At 34.8% G+C, this 17,931-nt stretch carries 17 protein-coding genes and 1 riboswitch; of the genes, 9 read left to right on the forward strand and 8 right to left on the reverse strand.

Annotation, left to right across the window (positions count from 1 at the left end; all coding sequences use genetic code 11):
* Window positions 1-21 precede the first annotated feature (21 nt).
* The 3 genes from QJV49_RS08960 to QJV49_RS08970 all read right to left on the reverse strand — a co-directional run bounded on the left by QJV49_RS08960 (window position 22) and on the right by QJV49_RS08970 (window position 3,393).
* Complete coding sequence (locus QJV49_RS08960; protein WP_225512325.1) at window positions 22-1,215, reverse strand: MFS transporter; 1,194 nt, start codon at window positions 1,213-1,215, stop codon at window positions 22-24.
* 424 nt (window positions 1,216-1,639) lie between these two features.
* On the reverse strand, window positions 1,640-2,113 hold the full coding sequence (locus QJV49_RS08965; RefSeq protein WP_058209140.1) for a MarR family transcriptional regulator: 474 nt from the start codon (window positions 2,111-2,113) through the stop codon (window positions 1,640-1,642).
* A 2-nt stretch (window positions 2,114-2,115) separates the two neighbouring features.
* A complete protein-coding gene (locus QJV49_RS08970) occupies window positions 2,116-3,393 on the reverse strand; it encodes a cation diffusion facilitator family transporter (protein ID WP_021722392.1) in 1,278 nt (425 codons plus the stop codon).
* A gap of 275 nt (window positions 3,394-3,668) precedes the next feature.
* Between QJV49_RS08970 and QJV49_RS08975 the strand changes: the two genes are divergently transcribed.
* The 5 genes from QJV49_RS08975 (at window position 3,669) to QJV49_RS08995 (ending at window position 9,753) form a co-directional block, all read left to right on the forward strand.
* A complete protein-coding gene (locus tag QJV49_RS08975; protein WP_003131688.1) occupies window positions 3,669-4,019 on the forward strand; it encodes a PadR family transcriptional regulator in 351 nt (116 codons plus the stop codon).
* Between the two features lie 309 nt (window positions 4,020-4,328).
* Window positions 4,329-6,050 (forward strand): multidrug efflux ABC transporter LmrCD subunit C, encoded by a 1,722-nt coding sequence (lmrC, locus tag QJV49_RS08980; RefSeq protein WP_225512374.1) that lies wholly within the window; start codon window positions 4,329-4,331, stop codon window positions 6,048-6,050.
* Between the two features lie 3 nt (window positions 6,051-6,053).
* Window positions 6,054-8,048: a multidrug efflux ABC transporter LmrCD subunit D gene (gene lmrD / locus QJV49_RS08985; protein ID WP_225512326.1), complete on the forward strand. Its 1,995-nt coding sequence runs from the start codon at window positions 6,054-6,056 to the stop codon at window positions 8,046-8,048.
* A 175-nt stretch (window positions 8,049-8,223) separates the two neighbouring features.
* Complete coding sequence (locus QJV49_RS08990; protein ID WP_225512327.1) at window positions 8,224-9,489, forward strand: UDP-N-acetylglucosamine 1-carboxyvinyltransferase; 1,266 nt, start codon at window positions 8,224-8,226, stop codon at window positions 9,487-9,489.
* A gap of 45 nt (window positions 9,490-9,534) precedes the next feature.
* Window positions 9,535-9,753 (forward strand): YdbC family protein, encoded by a 219-nt coding sequence (locus tag QJV49_RS08995; protein ID WP_003131683.1) that lies wholly within the window; start codon window positions 9,535-9,537, stop codon window positions 9,751-9,753.
* 31 nt (window positions 9,754-9,784) lie between these two features.
* Here QJV49_RS08995 and QJV49_RS09000 read toward each other — a convergent pair whose 3' ends face one another.
* Window positions 9,785-10,612, reverse strand: coding sequence for a helix-turn-helix domain-containing protein (locus QJV49_RS09000; RefSeq protein WP_225512328.1), 828 nt, complete (start codon window positions 10,610-10,612; stop codon window positions 9,785-9,787).
* 198 nt (window positions 10,613-10,810) lie between these two features.
* On the opposite strand from QJV49_RS09000, the gene QJV49_RS09005 reads away from it, so the two are divergent.
* Both QJV49_RS09005 and QJV49_RS09010 read left to right on the forward strand, forming a co-directional pair.
* Window positions 10,811-11,461 (forward strand): hypothetical protein, encoded by a 651-nt coding sequence (locus QJV49_RS09005; protein ID WP_225512329.1) that lies wholly within the window; start codon window positions 10,811-10,813, stop codon window positions 11,459-11,461.
* A 1-nt stretch (window position 11,462) separates the two neighbouring features.
* Window positions 11,463-13,175 (forward strand): ABC transporter ATP-binding protein, encoded by a 1,713-nt coding sequence (locus tag QJV49_RS09010; protein ID WP_225512330.1) that lies wholly within the window; start codon window positions 11,463-11,465, stop codon window positions 13,173-13,175.
* A 31-nt stretch (window positions 13,176-13,206) separates the two neighbouring features.
* On the opposite strand, the gene QJV49_RS09015 is transcribed toward QJV49_RS09010, so the two are convergent.
* The 4 genes from QJV49_RS09015 to thiT form a co-directional block, all read right to left on the reverse strand.
* Window positions 13,207-13,563 carry a DUF3397 domain-containing protein gene (locus QJV49_RS09015; protein WP_225512331.1) on the reverse strand — a complete coding sequence of 119 codons (357 nt, stop codon included), beginning with the start codon at window positions 13,561-13,563 and terminating at the stop codon, window positions 13,207-13,209.
* A 23-nt stretch (window positions 13,564-13,586) separates the two neighbouring features.
* Complete coding sequence (locus QJV49_RS09020; RefSeq protein WP_225512332.1) at window positions 13,587-14,135, reverse strand: biotin transporter BioY; 549 nt, start codon at window positions 14,133-14,135, stop codon at window positions 13,587-13,589.
* 110 nt (window positions 14,136-14,245) lie between these two features.
* Window positions 14,246-14,722, reverse strand: a complete 477-nt coding sequence (locus tag QJV49_RS09025; RefSeq protein WP_015425787.1) for an aminoacyl-tRNA deacylase — start codon at window positions 14,720-14,722, stop codon at window positions 14,246-14,248.
* Window positions 14,723-14,785: 63 nt separating this feature from the next.
* Window positions 14,786-15,334: an energy-coupled thiamine transporter ThiT gene (thiT, locus tag QJV49_RS09030; protein WP_225512333.1), complete on the reverse strand. Its 549-nt coding sequence runs from the start codon at window positions 15,332-15,334 to the stop codon at window positions 14,786-14,788.
* A gap of 46 nt (window positions 15,335-15,380) precedes the next feature.
* Window positions 15,381-15,480, reverse strand: a riboswitch (TPP riboswitch).
* A gap of 582 nt (window positions 15,481-16,062) precedes the next feature.
* Here thiT and QJV49_RS09035 point away from each other — a divergent pair.
* Window positions 16,063-16,923: a MetQ/NlpA family ABC transporter substrate-binding protein gene (locus QJV49_RS09035; RefSeq protein ID WP_225512334.1), complete on the forward strand. Its 861-nt coding sequence runs from the start codon at window positions 16,063-16,065 to the stop codon at window positions 16,921-16,923.
* Between the two features lie 143 nt (window positions 16,924-17,066).
* Complete coding sequence (locus tag QJV49_RS09040) at window positions 17,067-17,927, forward strand: MetQ/NlpA family ABC transporter substrate-binding protein (RefSeq protein WP_225512335.1); 861 nt, start codon at window positions 17,067-17,069, stop codon at window positions 17,925-17,927.
* Window positions 17,928-17,931: the final 4 nt, after the last annotated feature.

Below are 17,931 nucleotides of genomic sequence, written 5' to 3' on the forward strand. Positions count from 1 at the left end.
TTTTTGAGGTGATTTTTTTATTCATTCTTGGTCTGACTTTGTTTTTGATAGCACAAGCAGAGCGATAATTAGAAAGATAAATCCCATGAGTGCTGGAGCGAAATGACCAAGGCTGATATAGATTTGTCCACCAATTAAAGGGCCTATCACACGAGTAAGTGCTTGAAGTGCTTGACTTCCACCTTGAAGTTTACCTTGTTCGGAAGAAGTCGCTGATTTTGAAAGTTTACCGTTAAAGGCAGTTCCAAAAATACTATCTCCAAAAGCAAAGATAAACATTGCCAGAATGAAGAAGGGCCACATTTTAGAAAAAGCAGAAAGTGCGAAAAGAAGGTAAGCAATAATTTCGCAGACTAGTGCCAAACGGATGAGTTTATCTTCATTAGCTAATTTTAGAAGTCTTGGCATGATAAAGATTTGAGTCAAGATATCCATTAAACCCATAATGGATATGGCTAGACCAATTAATACAGGCGTCCAAGCAAAAGAATCTAATGAAAATTGACTAATAATTGCTTGGAGTGCACCATTTGGTAGCCAAAGTAAGATACCGGCAAAGAGCAGACGATTGAGATTTTTCATGCGTAAGAGTTGAAAAAGTTGAGTGAAAGGATTGAGTTGTTTAAGGGAAAAATTACGTGTGCGATGAGTTTCAGGCAAGCTTTCGTTCATTACGAATGCACCGTAAAGAAGATTGGCGATGGAGATTAGGGCGCCGAAATAAAAGGGAACTGAATTGCCAAAATGAGCCAGAAGTCCTCCAACTGTTGGGCCAGAAATTGTTCCAACACCAACAGCGGCGGCTGTCCAACCAAAAACTTTAGTTCGATTTTCTTCATCAGTAATATCAGCGAAGTAAGCAAAAAGGGTCACGATATTTCCACCAGTTAAACCATCAATGATTCGTCCGAGAAAAAGTATCCATAGACTACCCGCTAAGCCAAAGATAAGATAACCGAGAGCAGAGCCAGCTAAAGAAATCAGTAAGACAGGTTTACGACCAAAGCGGTCTGATAAAGAACCGAGAGCAGGAGCGGCAAAGAAAGTACAGAGGGCATAGATTGCCATTAAACTAGTGACAATGAGAGCTTGGTCATGAGGATTAGCAAAAGGTGCGACCATAAAAGGAACAACTGGTGAGATGATTGTAAAACCAAGACCAGTCAGGAAAGTGGTAATAAGCCCAAAAGTGAGGGCGTGTTTATTAATTTTCATAGGTAAAACCTCCATAAGATATGAGCCTGACTGTGTTGAAGTGATGAAATTTTCCATTCGACTTGCTACTTTGCCTTTTTATCACTTGCTTTAGCAAGTAGAGAAAACGGGCAGGTTCTCAATTTTGTCTAATTTCATTCACTTCAAAGAGGGCGAATTCAATTAAAGTAAGAGGTGAGAAAGGCTCAGTTATAAGATTTGTCCTAAACATCTAAGGCTCTGAACCCGATTACAATAATTGATGATGATTTCTTAGGAAGTTTTTTGCGCAGGCTTGCGTCTGCTAAAGTGAAATCTATAGAATTGTGATTTCACCTTTCTACACGGTTTCCTCGGAAACAAAAATAGTATATCATAACATTGTTTCCGTGTCAACAAAAAACAAACAAAAAAACTGTCAGTAAAAAATAATTTACTGACAGAATTATTTTTCAATATTATTCCGGATAGCAGAATCAAGATGATTATTGTATTTATTGAGGAATTCTAAAATATTGCTGACAGACTCATCAGTTAATTCATCGAAGATAACTTGATCATTTTCTGAAAATTTTTGGTGCAAACTTTCGTGACGGTCATTAATTTCTTGCCCCTCTTTTGTTAAGCGAAAATAGATTTCCTTTTTATTTTGAGGAATTTGATAAGATTCAACGAGATTTTTTTTGAGCAGTTTTTTAGCGATTTTACTGGCAGCACCACGTGTCATGTAGAGATGATGAGCTAATTTGGTTACATTTGGATAAGGAGTTTTAGCAATAAATTCAATCGTTTCAATTTCTGATAACGAGATATTTGAGAATTCAGCCTCCATTTGCGGCTTGTAATAGGCATCAATCTTATTAAATAAATCAGTTAAAGAAGTCATAATTTGTTCCTGATTTTGCTGAAGATTGGTCATAATCACTTTTCCTCTCTTTTTAAAGTTGTCTGTCTATAAATACAGCGCCAATAGTCATTGCGTCGCCAGATACTTGTAACCACAAAATTTTGTTCATTTTTCCAGTAATCATAAGTTAAAATAAATGTTTTCTTGCTGACTTGTGAACTACTATAGTGATTTATTGCTAATGGAATTACTGACAGACTTGTCAATGAATTTTTAGAGTCATTATTTTTACTGACAGAATTTTCGTCAGTAATTTTTGCAAAATCTATCAATTTATCAGAAGCACTGATGATTTTTCCATCAGCAAGAATTTCTTGAAAAGTGCTGTCAGTTAATTTGTCCAAATTTTCCAGATTTAAAAACTGTTCTTCTTTCGCCAAAAGTTCAAGTGAGCGACTGGCGTAATGTTCCTCTTCAGGTAAGGCAGCAGGTTCAACGTGGACATCAACATCATAAACACCATAATTGTCAATTAACATTTTCTCAATGAACTCGGTCGCTTCATGACTCTCGAAAACACTTAAATCAGGAGACATTTCAACCACTACATCAAGGAAAATATTACTTCCATAAGAACGACCTCGGACAAGCTTAACCCCTTTTACTTTTGGAACTAAGCAAATCGCTTCGCGATATTCTTCGACAAGATTTTCATCAAAACCATCAGAGAGACTAAAAACAGATTCATGGAAAATATCATAAGCAGTCTTTAAAATGAAACCACAAATAACTACAGCCATCGCAGTATCAAGCCACTCCCAGCCGACGCTACTTGCTAAAATAGCAACCACAGTTCCAATAGAAGTCACCGCATCAGAGAGATTGTCCTTACTTGCTGCTGACAGCGCTTGTGAGTTCGTTTTTTTAGCCAATGCCCGATTATAAAGATAAACGCCCAGCATGACAAAAGCTGAGAATAAACCAACAAGAGCTCCCAGTGGGTCTATGGCTTCTTCTTTACCAGAAAGAAGTGTCATAACTGTTTCTCTTAAAACCTCAAAACCAACGAAAAACATGATAAAACTAGAAATTAAGCTAGCGATTGATTCAATTTTCCAGTGACCATAAACATGATCACTATCTGCTGGAATTCGAGCAAGTCGAAGACCAATCAAAATTGCAATATTTCCCATAATATCAGTCACATTGTTAAAACCATTAGCTTGAAGAGCGCTAGAATGCACAATTGCTGCAAAAGCAATTTGTCCAATGGATAAAACAATATAAGCGATAATAGAAACCCAAACTCCTTTTTCAGCGAGTTTCAGATTGTTTGTACTTGAAGCTGCCATATGAATCCTCCCAAATTTACATCATTCCATTATAACAAAATTTTGAATGAAAGTTTGTATCTATTGCCAAAAAATGCTTTTATAACAAGGGCTCACAAAATATAAATAAAAAATAAGGGCTGACTAATTTATATAAAAATACCCACTTTTTACTATATTAATGTAGTAGAAATCAGTCAAAAATAAAATAATTATATAAAAAATTCAAGTACCTTGACTTACATAGTAATGTGAAGTATAATATACTTTGTTTAAAATGATAGAAAGGAAAAAGAATGGCAGAAATACCAAAGGAAATGTTACGCGCCCAAACCAATGTCATTTTGCTCAATGTCTTAAAACAAGGGGATAATTATGTTTATGGCATTATCAAGCAAGTCAAAGAAGCCTCAAATGGAGAAATGGAGCTTAATGAAGCCACGCTCTATACAATCTTTAAACGACTTGAAAAGGATGGGATTATCAGTTCTTATTGGGGAGACGAAAGCCAAGGTGGCCGTCGTAAATACTACCGCTTGACAGAAATTGGTCATGAAAATATGCGACTTGCTTTTGAATCTTGGTCTAGAGTCGATGAAATTATTGAAAATTTAGAAGCAAATAAAAAAGATGAATCTAATAAATAATTTCCAATTAAAATTTAAGTTACTAAATAAGGGATGAAGGTAAAAAATATTCGTCGCAAATTGTTGACTTAAACTTTGAAAAGCGTTACAATATTTTTGTTAGTTTATCTTTCGTGAAACTAACTATTGTAATATTTAACAGCATTAACAATTAATGCTTGTTTACTAAAAAAAATAATGTTATAATTATTTTCTCAAAAAATTTATTGAAATTATTTTGAAGTAAAATGAAATTGAAAATTCAATTTAATGTAAACTTATTTACATTATTTAACTCTATAAAGGAATTTTATGATTTTCAAATCAATCATGAAGCATAAATGGGTTGCCTTATTCTCAATCGTTTCAACCTTTATTTATGCAGGAGTACAGCTTTACCAGCCCCAAATCATGAAACGAATTATGACCGTAATGTCATCAACAACTTATAGCCGTCATCAAATGGCTGATAAGGTTTCAGGATATGGAGTTGAGCTTTTGATTGTTGCTGGGATAGGGATAATTTTTGCTATCTTTAGTACACTTTCAGCAGCGCGTATTGCTCAAGAAATTGGAGCAGACGTTCGTGAAGCGACTTACAAAAAAATTAATACATTCTCTTATGAAAATGTTGAAAAGTTCAATGCCGGAAACCTTGTTGTTCGTATGACAAACGACGTCACACAAGTTCAAAACTTAATGATGATGGTTTTCCAAATTTTGATGCGGATTCCAGTACTTTTGATTGGTGCGGTTGTTCTTTCTATCACAACTCTTCCAAGATTATGGTGGATTACTGTTCTTTTAATTGTTTTAATCGTATTAGTCACAGCCGTTTTAATGGGACGTATGGGGCCTCACTTTATGGCTTTCCAAAAATTGATGGACCGTATTAATGCCATAGCTAAACAAAACTTGCGTGGTTCACGTGTTGTTAAATCATTCGTTCAAGAAAAAAATCAAATCAAAGATTTTGATGAAACTTCTGATGAACTTTACGACCATAACTGGGCAGTAGGAAAACTCTTCTCAGCAATGATTCCACTGTTTACTGTGATTGCTCAAGGAGCAATTTGGCTTGCTATTTACTTTGTTTCAACTTTTGTAACAGAGTCAACAACAGTGGCCCAAGATAGTATTGGTGGTATTGCAACATTCATGACTTATATGGGGATGATTATGTTTGCCATCATCATGGGTGGTATGATTTCAATGTTTGCTTCACGTGGTATGGTATCAATTGGACGTATTAATGAAGTGTTAAATACTGATCCAGCCATGAAATTTGATGAAAATGCTAAAGACGAAGTTCTTTCAGGTTCTGTCAAATTTGACCATGTGTCATTCTCTTATCCTAATGATGAAGAACCAACACTTAAAGATATTAGCTTTGAAGTAGAACCTGGTCAAATGGTTGGGATTGTCGGAGCGACTGGTGCTGGTAAATCTACATTGGCACAATTGATTCCGAGACTCTTTGATCCAACAGAAGGTACCGTTTCAGTTGGTGGAAAAGATCTTAAAACAGTTAGTCGTGGAACATTGAAGAAAAATATTTCTATTGTTCTTCAAAAAGCCATTCTCTTCTCAGGAACAATTGCTGGAAATATTAAACAAGGGAAAGCCGATGCAACTGATGAAGAAATGACTCGTGCTGCACGCATTGCCCAAGCCGCAGAATTTATTACAACTAAAGAGGGTCAATATGATTCTGAAGTTGAAGAACGCGGAAATAACTTCTCAGGTGGTCAAAAGCAAAGACTTTCAATCACACGTGGAGTTGTTAAAAATCCAAATGTCTTAATTTTAGATGACTCAACATCAGCCCTTGATGCTAAATCTGAAAAACTTGTTCAAGAAGCTTTGAATAAAGACCTTAAAGACACAACCACAATTATTATTGCTCAAAAGATTTCATCAGTGGTTCATGCAGATAATATTTTGGTTCTTGACCAAGGAAAACTTGTTGGTCAAGGAACTCACCAAGAATTAGTTGCTGAGAATAAAATTTACCAAGAAATCTACGACACACAGAAAGCACAGGAGGACTAAGACATGGAAAATACCAAATCAACAAGAAAAATGTCTGACACCACACGTGCCATCCGATTTTTTTACCTCTATCTGAAAAGATATAAACTCCAATTTGCTGTAATTATGATTTTCATCATTTTAGCAACTTGGTTACAGGTTGTTTCTCCATCACTTTTGGGGGACGCCATCACTAATTTGACTAAATATGTGACTGACTTCTTTACACATCAACATGCTGGTCAATCCCAAGATGCACTACAACAAATTGCTCAACAACTAAGCCAACAAATGCACCAAACAGTAGATTGGCACAATGTTCCTGAAGTTGTGAAATCTTTGCCACAAGCAGCACAAGACCAAATCACTGCTAATCTTCCTAAAGGAACAACTTTAGAAACACTCAAAACAGTGGCAACTTCACATGCAGCCAGCACTTCTACATTCATGAAAGGAATGTGGCAATTGCTTGCAGTATATGTAGCAACAGGTGTATCAATGTTGATTTATACCTTGCTCTTTAGCCGTATCGTTGCTCATTCAACAAATCGCATGCGTAAAGGTTTGTTTGGTAAACTTGAACGTTTGACAATTTCATATTTTGACCGTCATCAAGATGGTGATATCCTTGCTCGTTTCACATCTGACTTGGATAACATTCAAAATACTTTAAACCAAGCACTCGTTTCAGTTATTTCAAATGCTGCGGTCTTTGTGGGTGTCATTATCCAGATCTTTAATAAAGATGTGACATTCGCTTGGTTGACAGTTGCCGCTTCTCCAGTTGCCATTCTATCTGCTGTTATTATCATTCGTCAATCGAAAAAAGCAACAGACAAACAACAAGAAGAAGTCTCACAACTTAATGCCTATATGGATGAAAAAATCTCTGGGCAAAAAGCAATTATCGTTGAAGGTTTACAAGAAGATTCTATTAATGGATTCTTGGAACATAACGAAAATGTTAAAAAACGTACCTTTGCTGCTCAAGCATGGTCTGGTATGATTTTCCCATTGATGAATGGTTTCCAACTTTTGTCAATTGCCATTGTTATCTTTGGTGGAACGGCCTATGTTCTTAACGATGATAGCATGTCAATTGCCACAGGTTTAGGACTTTTAGTTGCCTTTGTACAATACGTTCAAAGTTACTACAACCCAATCATGCAAATTTCATCAAACTTCGGTCAACTTCAACTTGCCATCACAGGGGCAACTCGTCTGAATGTCATGTTTGATGAACCAGAAGAAGTTCGTCCTGAAAATGGTAAGAAATTTGATATGATTAAAGACGGTATTCAAATCGAAAATCTTGATTTTGAATATCTTCCAGGAAAACCAGTCCTCAAAAAAGTTAATATTGATGTTAAAAAAGGACAAATGGTTGCCCTCGTTGGTCCAACTGGTTCAGGTAAAACAACAGTTATGAACTTGATGAACCGTTTCTACGATGTTAATGGTGGAGCGATTAAATTTGATGGAACTGATATTCGTGAATTTGATTTAGATAGTCTACGTTCAAATGTCGGAATTGTTTTGCAAGAGTCTGTTCTCTTTGATGGAACGATTGCTGATAATATCAAGTTTGGTAAACCAGATGCTACTCAAGAAGAAATTGAAACAGTGGCTAAGACAACTCACATTCATGATTTCATTGATAGCTTGCCTGACAAGTACGAAACACATGTTTCAGATGATGAATCAGTCTTCTCAGTTGGTCAAAAACAACAAATTTCTATCGCACGTACCATTTTGACAAATCCAGAACTTTTGATTTTGGATGAAGCAACTTCAAATGTGGATACAGTAACTGAACAACAAATTCAATGGGCGATGGAGGCTGCTATTGCTGGTCGTACTTCATTCGTTATTGCTCACCGTTTGAAAACAATTCTTAATGCAGATAAGATTGTCGTTCTTAAAGATGGTGAAGTTATCGAAGAAGGAAATCACCATGAACTCGTTGCTCAAGGTGGCTTCTACTCTGAACTTTATCACAATCAATTTGTTTTTGAATAAGAGATTATTCAGTTAAGCAATGGAAAATAAAATCACAGCTAAAATTTTAGTTGTGGTTTTTTATTTAGAAAAAAAGTCTATGAAAAACTACGATAAAATGTTAAAATAAAGAGCGGTTCTTAAAAATATAATTTTTTTAAGACAATAAAAATGTGAAAAGTGATTTTGAAATAATATGAAAAAAATAGTAATTAATGGTGGGAAGCGTATTTCAGGAACCATCCCAATTTCTGGCGCAAAAAATTCAGTAGTCGCTTTGATTCCAGCAACTATCTTAGCTAACGATGTTGTAACGCTTGAAGGAGTTCCAGATATTTCTGATGTCGCAAGTTTAGTCGAAATCATGGAAATCATGGGAGCAAAAATTGAACGAAATCTTGAAGAAGGACGACTTGTGATTGATACACGCAGTGTTGTTTCTCGTCCCCTTCCTTATGGAAAAATCAACTCTTTACGTGCTTCTTATTATTTCAATGGGGCACTTTTGGGACGTTTTGGTCAGGCAACAGTAGGCTTGCCTGGTGGCTGTGATTTAGGCCCTCGTCCAACGGATTTACATGATAAAGCCTTTAAAGCTCTAGGGGCTAAGAAGATTCAAGAAGAAGAAGCTGAGCACTTAGAAGTGATTGGTGATTCATTAGTTGGAACAACCATTTATATGGATGTTGTTTCTGTTGGGGCAACTATTAATACTATGCTTGCTGCTAGTCGTGCAAAAGGTTTAACTATCATTGAAAATGCTGCCCGTGAACCTGAGATTATTGATGTGGCGACACTTCTAAATAATATGGGCGCACAAGTTCGAGGGGCAGGAACTGACATTATCCGAATTACTGGAGTGGATGAAATGCACGGTGCTCAACATACGGTGATTCCTGACCGTATTGAAGCTGGAACTTATCTTGCCTTAGCTGCTGCTATGGGAGATGGTGTCATCATTGAAAATGTTATTTATGAACACTTAGAATCTTTCATTGCTAAACTTGAAGAAATGGGTGTAAGTTTGACTATTCGTGAAGATAGTATTGAAGTTCATAAATCAGAAAATTTAAAGTCAGTCAATATTACTTCTGTTCCTTACCCAGGGTTTGCAACTGATTTGCAACAACCAATTACGCCACTTTTATTGAAAGCAAAAGGTCGTGGTTCGATTGTTGATACGATTTACCAAAAACGTGTCAATCATGTCCCTGAATTGGCTCGTATGGGTGCTAATATTTCTGTTTTAGATGATCGAATTATTTATGACGCTCCTAATGAATTAACTGGTAGTTGTGTTCAAGCAACTGACTTACGTGCTGGTGCGGCTTTGGTTACTGCTGGAATTATTGCCAGTGGGACTACAAAAATCTCTAATATTGAGTTTATCCTACGTGGTTATGACCACATTATTGAAAAATTGACTGCTGTTGGTGTAGATATTCAATTGATTGAAGAGTGATAAAAGTGATTTATTTTCGTATAGACTAATGAGAAAGGAAATAAGATGGCTGATAAATTAAAATTTGAAATCATTGAAGAATTGATTGTTCTCTCTGAAAATGCAAAAGGTTGGCGTAAAGAATTAAATCGTGTTTCTTGGAATGATGCCGAACCTAAATATGACATTCGTACTTGGTCGCCTGACCATGAAAAAATGGGTAAAGGAATTACTTTATCTGAAGAAGAATTTGGTGTTCTCTTAAAAGAATTGGGTAATAAATAAAAGTCCTGAGATTTCAGGGCTTTTTAATTTTTTAATGCTCAATTTCAAGAGAGTTGAAAAGTTTAAAGGCTTCGGTATAAGAATTTAAAAGAGAAGAGGCCTCATGATTCTCAGGGTTTATTTTCAACTCATATAATGCTTTCAAATAGACCGTAGTTACTTTTTCATAAAAAAATAAATCGCTCTTAGTATGTGACTCAAGATATGTAAAAAGCAAGGGGAGAGAATCCAAAAAATTATTTTCTATAAATATGGGAATAAGGCGAAGAATTATCTTAAGAATTTTAGGACTGATAAAGTCTAAATATTCATCTTCAGTGGTTATAATTTTTTGAATTAATTGCTCTTGTGTTTTATTCTCAAGGAGATGAAGACAAGAGCTATACAGATAAAGTTCATAGGCACAGAACTTATTAACTGAAAGCAGATATTCTTTTAGATAGAGAATATCTTTTTTATTTACTTGAATATTAGGGTCAATCAGATGAAGTTGGGATTTGATTTGGATAATATTGAGTTTGTAACTCTTTATACTAGGGTGAAGCGTAAGCAATTCGGTCTCTATTTTAAGGAGCTGATGAAGTTTTTCTTTATCTTCAATTTCAAGTTTTTGACAAAAGTCATAATTAAAAAGAAGGTCTTTAGATAAGTTAGAAAAATAGGCTTCATGATAAAATTCCTCAAGACTGACATTGATTGCCTTAAGACTACTAAGAAACTTTGTAAGCGTCATGTCCGTCTGCCCTCTTTCAAATTTGGAAATTTGAGCATAAGAAATATCTTCGCTAGCCACTTCTTTAATTTCCATATTTTTAAATTTTCTCAGCCTTCTAAAGGTTCTTCCTAAGTTAGTATCCATAACTTTCTCCATATGTTCATATATGATTGTTTTTGTTTGTTTAAAGTGTTGACTTTAAAGTTAACTATATTATATAATAATTTCATAATTTTCAGTCAATTAAAGTCTTTTGAATTTATATATTGAAAGAAGGTGAGTCCAATGCAATGCTTAAGATTATAGTATAACCGAAAAAATAAAAGTATGGAGGAAAAATAGATGAATTATATAGATGGAAAAGCTATTGGTAGCCATGAAGTATATTTAAATAAACTTGGGAGCGCTACACTTAATGCTACTTATAAAGTCACTTATGTTAGCCAAAGTTCAAATTCTGCAACAGTTATGGTAAATGGAGAATTATTAGACTTGAAAGTTGGCACAATTATTTATGAGGGGCAACTTATCAGTACGAATTCCTCGCACGTGGAAATCATCAGTAGCATGAATCAATTATATAGATTAGGAACAGAAAGTGAATTTTGTATCGAAAATACGGCTGAGGGTATGTTGCCAGTAGTTTTTGGAAAGGTTTATCGTAAATTTTTACGTGGAGTTCCAGAATTTATTTCAGGTGGAAAATATCGTACAAGTTGTTGGAATGGTATGGAAGAAACAGCTATCTTAAATTTGGACGAATGCAAAGATGAGTATTATAGTTTTGAAAATGCTGTAAATATTTATGAGTATGATGAAGCGGGGCGACAATTTCAAATTGCTCATATGGAGCCATTTACTAAAATGATTCTTTCATTTGATGAGAGTAGTAAAATGAGACAAAGATATAAAGTTTCTAGTGTTTTGAAAATGACAAATAGGGAGATAGATTGGATTTACAATGTCTTTGTGAAGCCTATTAACTGGAGATGATATGAGAAAATTTAAATCGTATTTTTTGTTGCTTTTTGAGGGATTGAAAACTTTTTCTAAAGCGAGTAGGTGGGGGACTCTTGTGCTTGTTATTTTGGTTCCGATTGAAGCACTTGTTCCGACAGGGATTATTTTTTCTATTCAAAAAGTAACAACCGAACTGGCTAAAGGTTCGGTTTTTTCGATGAGTTGGGGAATTTTTGGGGCAGTTTTGCTTTTGATCTCAAATATTATTCCGCCAGCGACAACGGCTATTTCAGGTTATTTGACGGATGTCTTGATTGCAAACATTAATCAAAAATTAATAGATAAAGCAAGCGAAATCAAGTCATTGGAAGTTTTTGAAAATGATGAATTTTATAATGATGTGGAAACAGTTAGGAGTGAACTTTCTTGGCGACCAGTAAATTTAATTGTTTTCACGCTTTCCAATGTTCGTTATATTATTTCTTTACTTTCTTTGCTTGTTTTACTTTTTAACTATACTTGGTGGTTACCTTTAGCAATCGTGATTGTTTTAGTACCTCAAAGTTTAATTCATTATCGAATTCAACAGGAGGCTTTTGAAACTTTGGTAACAAGGCGACCCGAAGCACGTAAGATGAATTATCTGCTAGAAATTGCCTTAAATCGTGATTATGCTAAAGAGAGTCGTCTTTTCAATGTTTTTGATTTTTTGAAGAAACGCTATTGGAAACTCTTTTACACGGTGCATAAGGAAGAAAATCGGATACGCATGCGACAATTTGGAATTGCTTTGATTTTTATTATTATAAGTTCACTTGTATCAATGTTCGCTTTCATTTATCTTGTATTTCAAGTTCGTTCAGGTAAATTATCTCTTGGGATTGTCGTTGGTTTTGCTTCAAGTTTGGTTGCAGCAATTTCGGCTTCTAATGGCCTAGTAGAGGAATCTGACCTGCTTTATGATACTTTAATGTGGTTGGAGAAATATCTTAAATTGATGAGAGAGTCATTCACTGAATCCGGCTATAAAAGTATTACTGAAATCAATCAAATTAGTTTAGATAATGTATCCTTTGCTTATCCAAAAGAAAATCAAAAAGTTCTTAAAAGTATCTCTCTTGAGATTAAAAAGGGGGAAAAAATCGCTATTGTAGGTCAGAACGGTTCCGGAAAATCAACCTTATTGAAATTATTAGCTGATTTATTTACTCCGACAAGTGGTCAGATTTTAATTAATAATGAAGATTTAAGAGAAATAAAGCATGAATATTACTGGGCAAAAATTTCTCCTGTATTTCAGGATTTTTCAAGATTTAAATTTTCTGTTGGAGATTCTATTAGTTTTGAAGAGAAAACAGGAGTTGGTGAAGCTTTACAATTTTCAGGATTGCCTGATTTGAATTCAGAACTTCAATTGGGCAAGGAGTTTGGTGGAACTGATTTGTCAGGAGGACAATGGCAGAAGTTAGCAATTGCTAGAGCTTTTTATAAAAATAATGTGGAACTGTATCTTTTTGATGAGGCTAATAGTGCACTTGATGTGCACAGTGAAAAAAAGCTCTATCAAAAATTGATGGAGCTATCTGCTGGGGCAACAGTAATTTGGATTACTCATCGAATGACTTCAGTCAAATTATCTGATAAAGTTATCTACTTAGATAAAGGCAAGGTTTTAGGATTTGATTCTCATGAAAATCTGTTAAAAAATGAAAACTATGCGTCTTTGTATCGAGAACAATTTGAATAAAAAAAACTGCTCATTACAATTGGGCAGTTTTTTAACGGGTAAATGTTATCACAATAAGGATAAGATAAATAATCAAGGTAATAAAGAAGGTTAAGCGCCACCAGAGTTTTAAAAAGCGACGATAAGTAAATTGTTTATAATAAAGTAAATCAAGCAACAACAAAACAAGCGCTAAGCCAGAAATGATTAGCAGATAGTATGGAATTATGCTGATACTCGTAACATTTTTAGAAAAAATTTGCATCCCTAAGATGAGAAAGATTGTAAAAACATCTGGAATTTTTAGTTTGCGATTGGTTAAGTGACGAAGTCTGAAAAACTTGAAAATGAAAACCAATGCAATAAAGACAATAAGGGGATAAAGCGCCATAAGTACTTTTATAAACATAGACTAATTGTATCGGTTTTGCCCTAGTTTGTAAAGTATTTATTTGTGTGAGAAAGTGCACGAATAAGTGCTAAGCCAAAGATAGTGACAAGGATAGCTTTAATAATTTCAACAAGGACAAATGGTGTGAATCCAAGCTTTAGAGCTAATGACCAATCGACATTGGTAAAAAATTTGAGCCACAATGTTCCGATAACTAACATAAGCAGGTGTCCAACAATATTTATGATAAAAGCAGGGATGGTCTTATAATTAATTTGATGAAGGCCAAAAGAAATAAGGGTTCCCATTATTAAAAAGGCAATTAGAAAACCACCTGTTGGACCAAAAAGAACCGCAATTCCTGATGTCCCTCCAGTGAATACGGGAATTCCAATAAATCCTAGCAGGAGATAGAGTAAGATAGCAAAAAAAGTTTCACGCGCTTTTAGTACTGTGGCAACAAGTCCTACGGCAAGTGTTTGTAAGGTGACGGGCACAATACCAATTGGGATAGACAGAGGGGAAAGAACCGCAATAATTGCTGCACCAAGAGCAATTAGGGTTAAAGAATATAATTTTGTATTTTGCATTAAGAATCCTTTGTTTTATGTATAAAATAAAATATACTAAAAAAGAAGAATTTTTGCAAACTCTTGCTCTAATACACAAAAAATTACTGACAGAAATTCTGTCAGTAATTTTATTCTCTAATTTCGACAAATTGAGCATGAACAAAGTCAGCGAGAACTTTAGGAGCGATTTTTATGCTACGCCCAACTTCGCCAGCTGAACAAACGATAAAGTCGTGCTCTAAGGCAATAGAATCAATGAAAATTGGGAATTTTTTATTTTGCCAAATCCCCACAGGATTATTTGCACCGTGAATATAACCTGTCGTTTTTTGCAAGTCTTTTTGAGGAATCATGCTCACTTTTTTATTGCCCGAAACTTTGGCCAATTTTTTTTCTGATAAATGCTCTGTCAGTGGAAGAATACCAATGACAGGGCCAGTTTTATCGCCAATTAGTGCTAGGGTTTTATAAATATCACTGCGACTGATATCTTCAGGGAGACTATTACTTTCTAAAGCGTTAATGGCGAGTCCAGTATGCTCAATTTTTGCCTTATCAAGAATTTGTTCTACAAGTGTTTTCTTTAATTTTTGCTTTTTAGACATAGCTTTATTATAGAAGAATTTGTGCTGACTGACAAGATAAAATAATTTTGCTGACAGATTTTATTAGTAATTGCTATAAATGAAAAGTTTTGGGAATTTTTTGACGAAAATAATTAAAATAATAAAAGCAGCAATGGCAGTTAAAATTCCGCTGATTCCATTAACAGCAAGAGAGTATGCAACAGCTCCCCAGCCTTTCCAAGCGTATTGGCTCCAGAAAATAATTCCTGCAATAAAATGGAAGAAGTATTTAAGAAGAACAGCAACAAAGGTTCCCAAAAGAACAGGTGCAAGTTTTAGAGGGGGTGTTTTTTGGCGGAAAAGTCCAGCCAGTCCAAGAGACATAGGGGCAAGAATATACTCAAGGAAGGCTTGGGATAAGGTTAGAATATAAGCGTGTCCAGTTATTATTGCAAGCATACCCCAAATTAAACCTCCTACAAGTCCCGCGGTTAGACCACGGCGTAGGCTGAGAAGTAGAATCGGGATTGTAGCGATTTCAATAATAATCCAGCCGTAAACAGTATTTGGAATGAGGCTGATGATGAAGGCGAGCGCCGCCATGAAGGCAATTTCCGTTAGCAAACGAACATTGAACTTAGAATTAGACATAAAAAAACTCCTTTTTGATGCGCACAAAAGGAGGGCTAGAAATTAGACATTTGTCTTAACACATCCCTACGCTGGCATTACCCAGATCAGGTCAGATGGTATTTCTCGCTACTGACAGCTTTGTCAATAGACCCATTGTGCAAATATTTATTTTTACAAGTCTAAGTTTAGCATATTTTAAGGGGAAAAGCATTTTTTTAAGATTATTAATCTATTTTATAAATTAAACTTAAAAAATATTTAAGGCAACATAAAAAATCCATAATTCAAAAAAAACGAAAGTCTGTTAGAATAAGTCTATACACAAATTCAGACAAAATAAAAGCGGTCGAGTAAGTAATTGTGAAGGTCAGCACAGAGAGCTTGTAGCGGTGAGAGCAAGCCTGAGTGAAGCAATGAAAATGGCTTGATAAGCGTATCAAGAGTGAGGTTTAACTAAGCTCTTGACGGAATGGTTCTCGTTATTGAACTTGAAAGTTGCCTTTGGGACCTGAAAATTTTCAGTGGACTAATAAGTGCTTAAATCAAGAATGGTACCACGATATAGCTCGTTTCTTTATATGAAATGAGCTATTTTTATTTAGCACGAGCGCTTTATCTTGAAGAATTTGTTTAACTTTAGAAAAATTAACAGGTGCACGGTTGATTTTTCTAATGGATGTAAAAGTTTATCAAAAGGGGAATAATTGATTTTGAAAAATAAATCAATTAGAAAAAAGGGAGAAGAAATGAATCCAAGAAACAGAAATATTTTAATTGTCGTTATTGTTGTTGTAATTGTTGCTATCGCTGCATTTTTCGGTTTTAATCATAAATCTGGTGAAAGTAAAACGGCAAATAAAACTGTGAATATTGGAATAATGACAGGAACAAAAGAAGATGATGCCATTTGGTCAACTGTTTCTAAAACAGCTAAAGATAAATATGGAATTACTTTAAAATTCACTCATTTTACAGATTATACACAACCAAATACAGCTTTGAAAAACGGCGATATTGATTTGAATGCCTTCCAACATTATGCTTTCTTGAATGCTTGGAATAAAGCTAATGACGGTGATTTGAAAGCAATTGGAAATACAACAATTTCACCAATTCGCCTTTATTCTAAAAAAATCACTTCATTGAGCCAAATTAAATCAGGAGATACGATTGCAGTACCAAATGATGCTTCAAATGAAAGTCGCGCACTTTATGTCTTGAAGAATGCTGGTTTGATTGGCCTTTCTGTATCAGGTGATACACTTGCGACGGTCAAAGATATTAATTCAAATCCAAAAAATTTGGTCATTAAAGAATTAGATGCGGCACAAACACCGCGTGCGCTTGACTCAATTACAGCGGCAGTAATTAATGATGATTTTGCAACAACAGCAAAATTAACGGTTGAAGATTCTATTTATACTGAACCTGTAAACAAAGATAGTGAGCAGTGGATTAATATCATCGTTGCAAATAAAAAAGATGCTAATAACAAAATTTATAAAGAAGTTGTCAAAGCCTACCAAACTGAAGCAACGAAAAAAGCAATTGAAAAAGCTTATCCTGATAAGAGAAAAATTGCTGCTTGGGGATTAAAACTTGACTAAGTAGTTTCGTTAAAAAGTAACGGTTAGGTGAATGCTTCGGAAATTTTTACCTTAGGAATTTCTGCCTTAGGGCTAATAAATTTTACTGACAGAAGACTTAAACTGTTTGCGAACGGTTTGGTCAGTAGAAATTGGAGAAACTTATGAATCCTAGAAATCGTAATATAATTATTGGAATAATTGTTGTTGTCATTGTAGCTATTGCTGCATTTATCGGCTTTGGTCAAAAATCTCAAGCAAATAAAACAGTAAATAAAACAGTGAAAATTGGGATAATGACAGGAACTAAAGAAGATGACAGCATTTGGCAAACGGTATCTAAAACTGCTAAAGATAAATATGGAATTACTTTGAAATTCACACACTTTACGGATTATACTCAGCCAAATACAGCATTGAAAAATGGCGATATTGACTTAAATGCCTTTCAACATTATGCTTTCTTAAAAGCATGGAATAAAGCAAATAATGGCAATTTAGTGGCGATTGGGGATACGGTGATTTCGCCAATCAGTGTTTACTCAAAGCAACTCAAAAATATTTCAGATATCAAAGAGGGTGGAACTATTGCAGTACCAAATGATGCTTCTAACGAAAGTCGTGCCCTTTATGTCTTGAAATCCGCGGGCTTGATTAAATTGGACGTTTCTGGTCAAACATTGGCGACGGTCAAAGATATCACATCAAATCCAAAAAATTTGGTCATTAAAGAACTTGATGCTTCACAAACTGCGCGTGCTTTAGATTCAGTAGATGCAGCAGTTATCAATAATAATTATGCCGTTACTGCTGGTTTAAAGAAATCTGATGCCATTTTTACAGAACCGGTTAATAAAGATAGCCAACAATGGATTAATATTATTGCTGCTAATAAAAAAGATGAAAACAACACTGCTTATAAAGATGTTGTCAAAGCTTATGAAACAGAGGCAACCAAAAAAACTATTGCTAAAGCTTATCCAGATAAGAGTACGATTCCTGCTTGGGGCTTGAAATTAAAATAATTAT

Origin of the sequence: Lactococcus sp. NH2-7C, assembly GCF_029953655.1 — a bacterium.
GTDB lineage: Bacteria > Bacillota > Bacilli > Lactobacillales > Streptococcaceae > Lactococcus > Lactococcus lactis.

Excerpts from the sequence above, each read along its gene's own strand:
- QJV49_RS09010 (WP_225512330.1), top strand. The coding sequence starts at position 11,463 with ATGAGAAAATTTAAATCGTATTTTTTGTTGCTTTTTGAGGGATTGAAA.
- QJV49_RS08975 (WP_003131688.1), top strand. The coding sequence starts at position 3,669 with ATGGCAGAAATACCAAAGGAAATGTTACGCGCCCAAACCAATGTCATT.
- lmrD (WP_225512326.1), top strand. The coding sequence starts at position 6,054 with ATGGAAAATACCAAATCAACAAGAAAAATGTCTGACACCACACGTGCC.
- QJV49_RS09015 (WP_225512331.1), bottom strand. The coding sequence starts at position 13,563 with ATGTTTATAAAAGTACTTATGGCGCTTTATCCCCTTATTGTCTTTATT.
- QJV49_RS08970 (WP_021722392.1), bottom strand. The coding sequence starts at position 3,393 with ATGGCAGCTTCAAGTACAAACAATCTGAAACTCGCTGAAAAAGGAGTT.
- QJV49_RS08965 (WP_058209140.1), bottom strand. The coding sequence starts at position 2,113 with ATGACCAATCTTCAGCAAAATCAGGAACAAATTATGACTTCTTTAACT.
- QJV49_RS08960 (WP_225512325.1), bottom strand. The coding sequence starts at position 1,215 with ATGAAAATTAATAAACACGCCCTCACTTTTGGGCTTATTACCACTTTC.
- QJV49_RS09005 (WP_225512329.1), top strand. The coding sequence starts at position 10,811 with ATGAATTATATAGATGGAAAAGCTATTGGTAGCCATGAAGTATATTTA.
- QJV49_RS08995 (WP_003131683.1), top strand. The coding sequence starts at position 9,535 with ATGGCTGATAAATTAAAATTTGAAATCATTGAAGAATTGATTGTTCTC.
- lmrC (WP_225512374.1), top strand. The coding sequence starts at position 4,329 with ATGAAGCATAAATGGGTTGCCTTATTCTCAATCGTTTCAACCTTTATT.
- QJV49_RS09040 (WP_225512335.1), top strand. The coding sequence starts at position 17,067 with ATGAATCCTAGAAATCGTAATATAATTATTGGAATAATTGTTGTTGTC.
- thiT (WP_225512333.1), bottom strand. The coding sequence starts at position 15,334 with ATGTCTAATTCTAAGTTCAATGTTCGTTTGCTAACGGAAATTGCCTTC.
- QJV49_RS09000 (WP_225512328.1), bottom strand. The coding sequence starts at position 10,612 with ATGGATACTAACTTAGGAAGAACCTTTAGAAGGCTGAGAAAATTTAAA.
- QJV49_RS08990 (WP_225512327.1), top strand. The coding sequence starts at position 8,224 with ATGAAAAAAATAGTAATTAATGGTGGGAAGCGTATTTCAGGAACCATC.
- QJV49_RS09020 (WP_225512332.1), bottom strand. The coding sequence starts at position 14,135 with ATGCAAAATACAAAATTATATTCTTTAACCCTAATTGCTCTTGGTGCA.
- QJV49_RS09035 (WP_225512334.1), top strand. The coding sequence starts at position 16,063 with ATGAATCCAAGAAACAGAAATATTTTAATTGTCGTTATTGTTGTTGTA.
- QJV49_RS09025 (WP_015425787.1), bottom strand. The coding sequence starts at position 14,722 with ATGTCTAAAAAGCAAAAATTAAAGAAAACACTTGTAGAACAAATTCTT.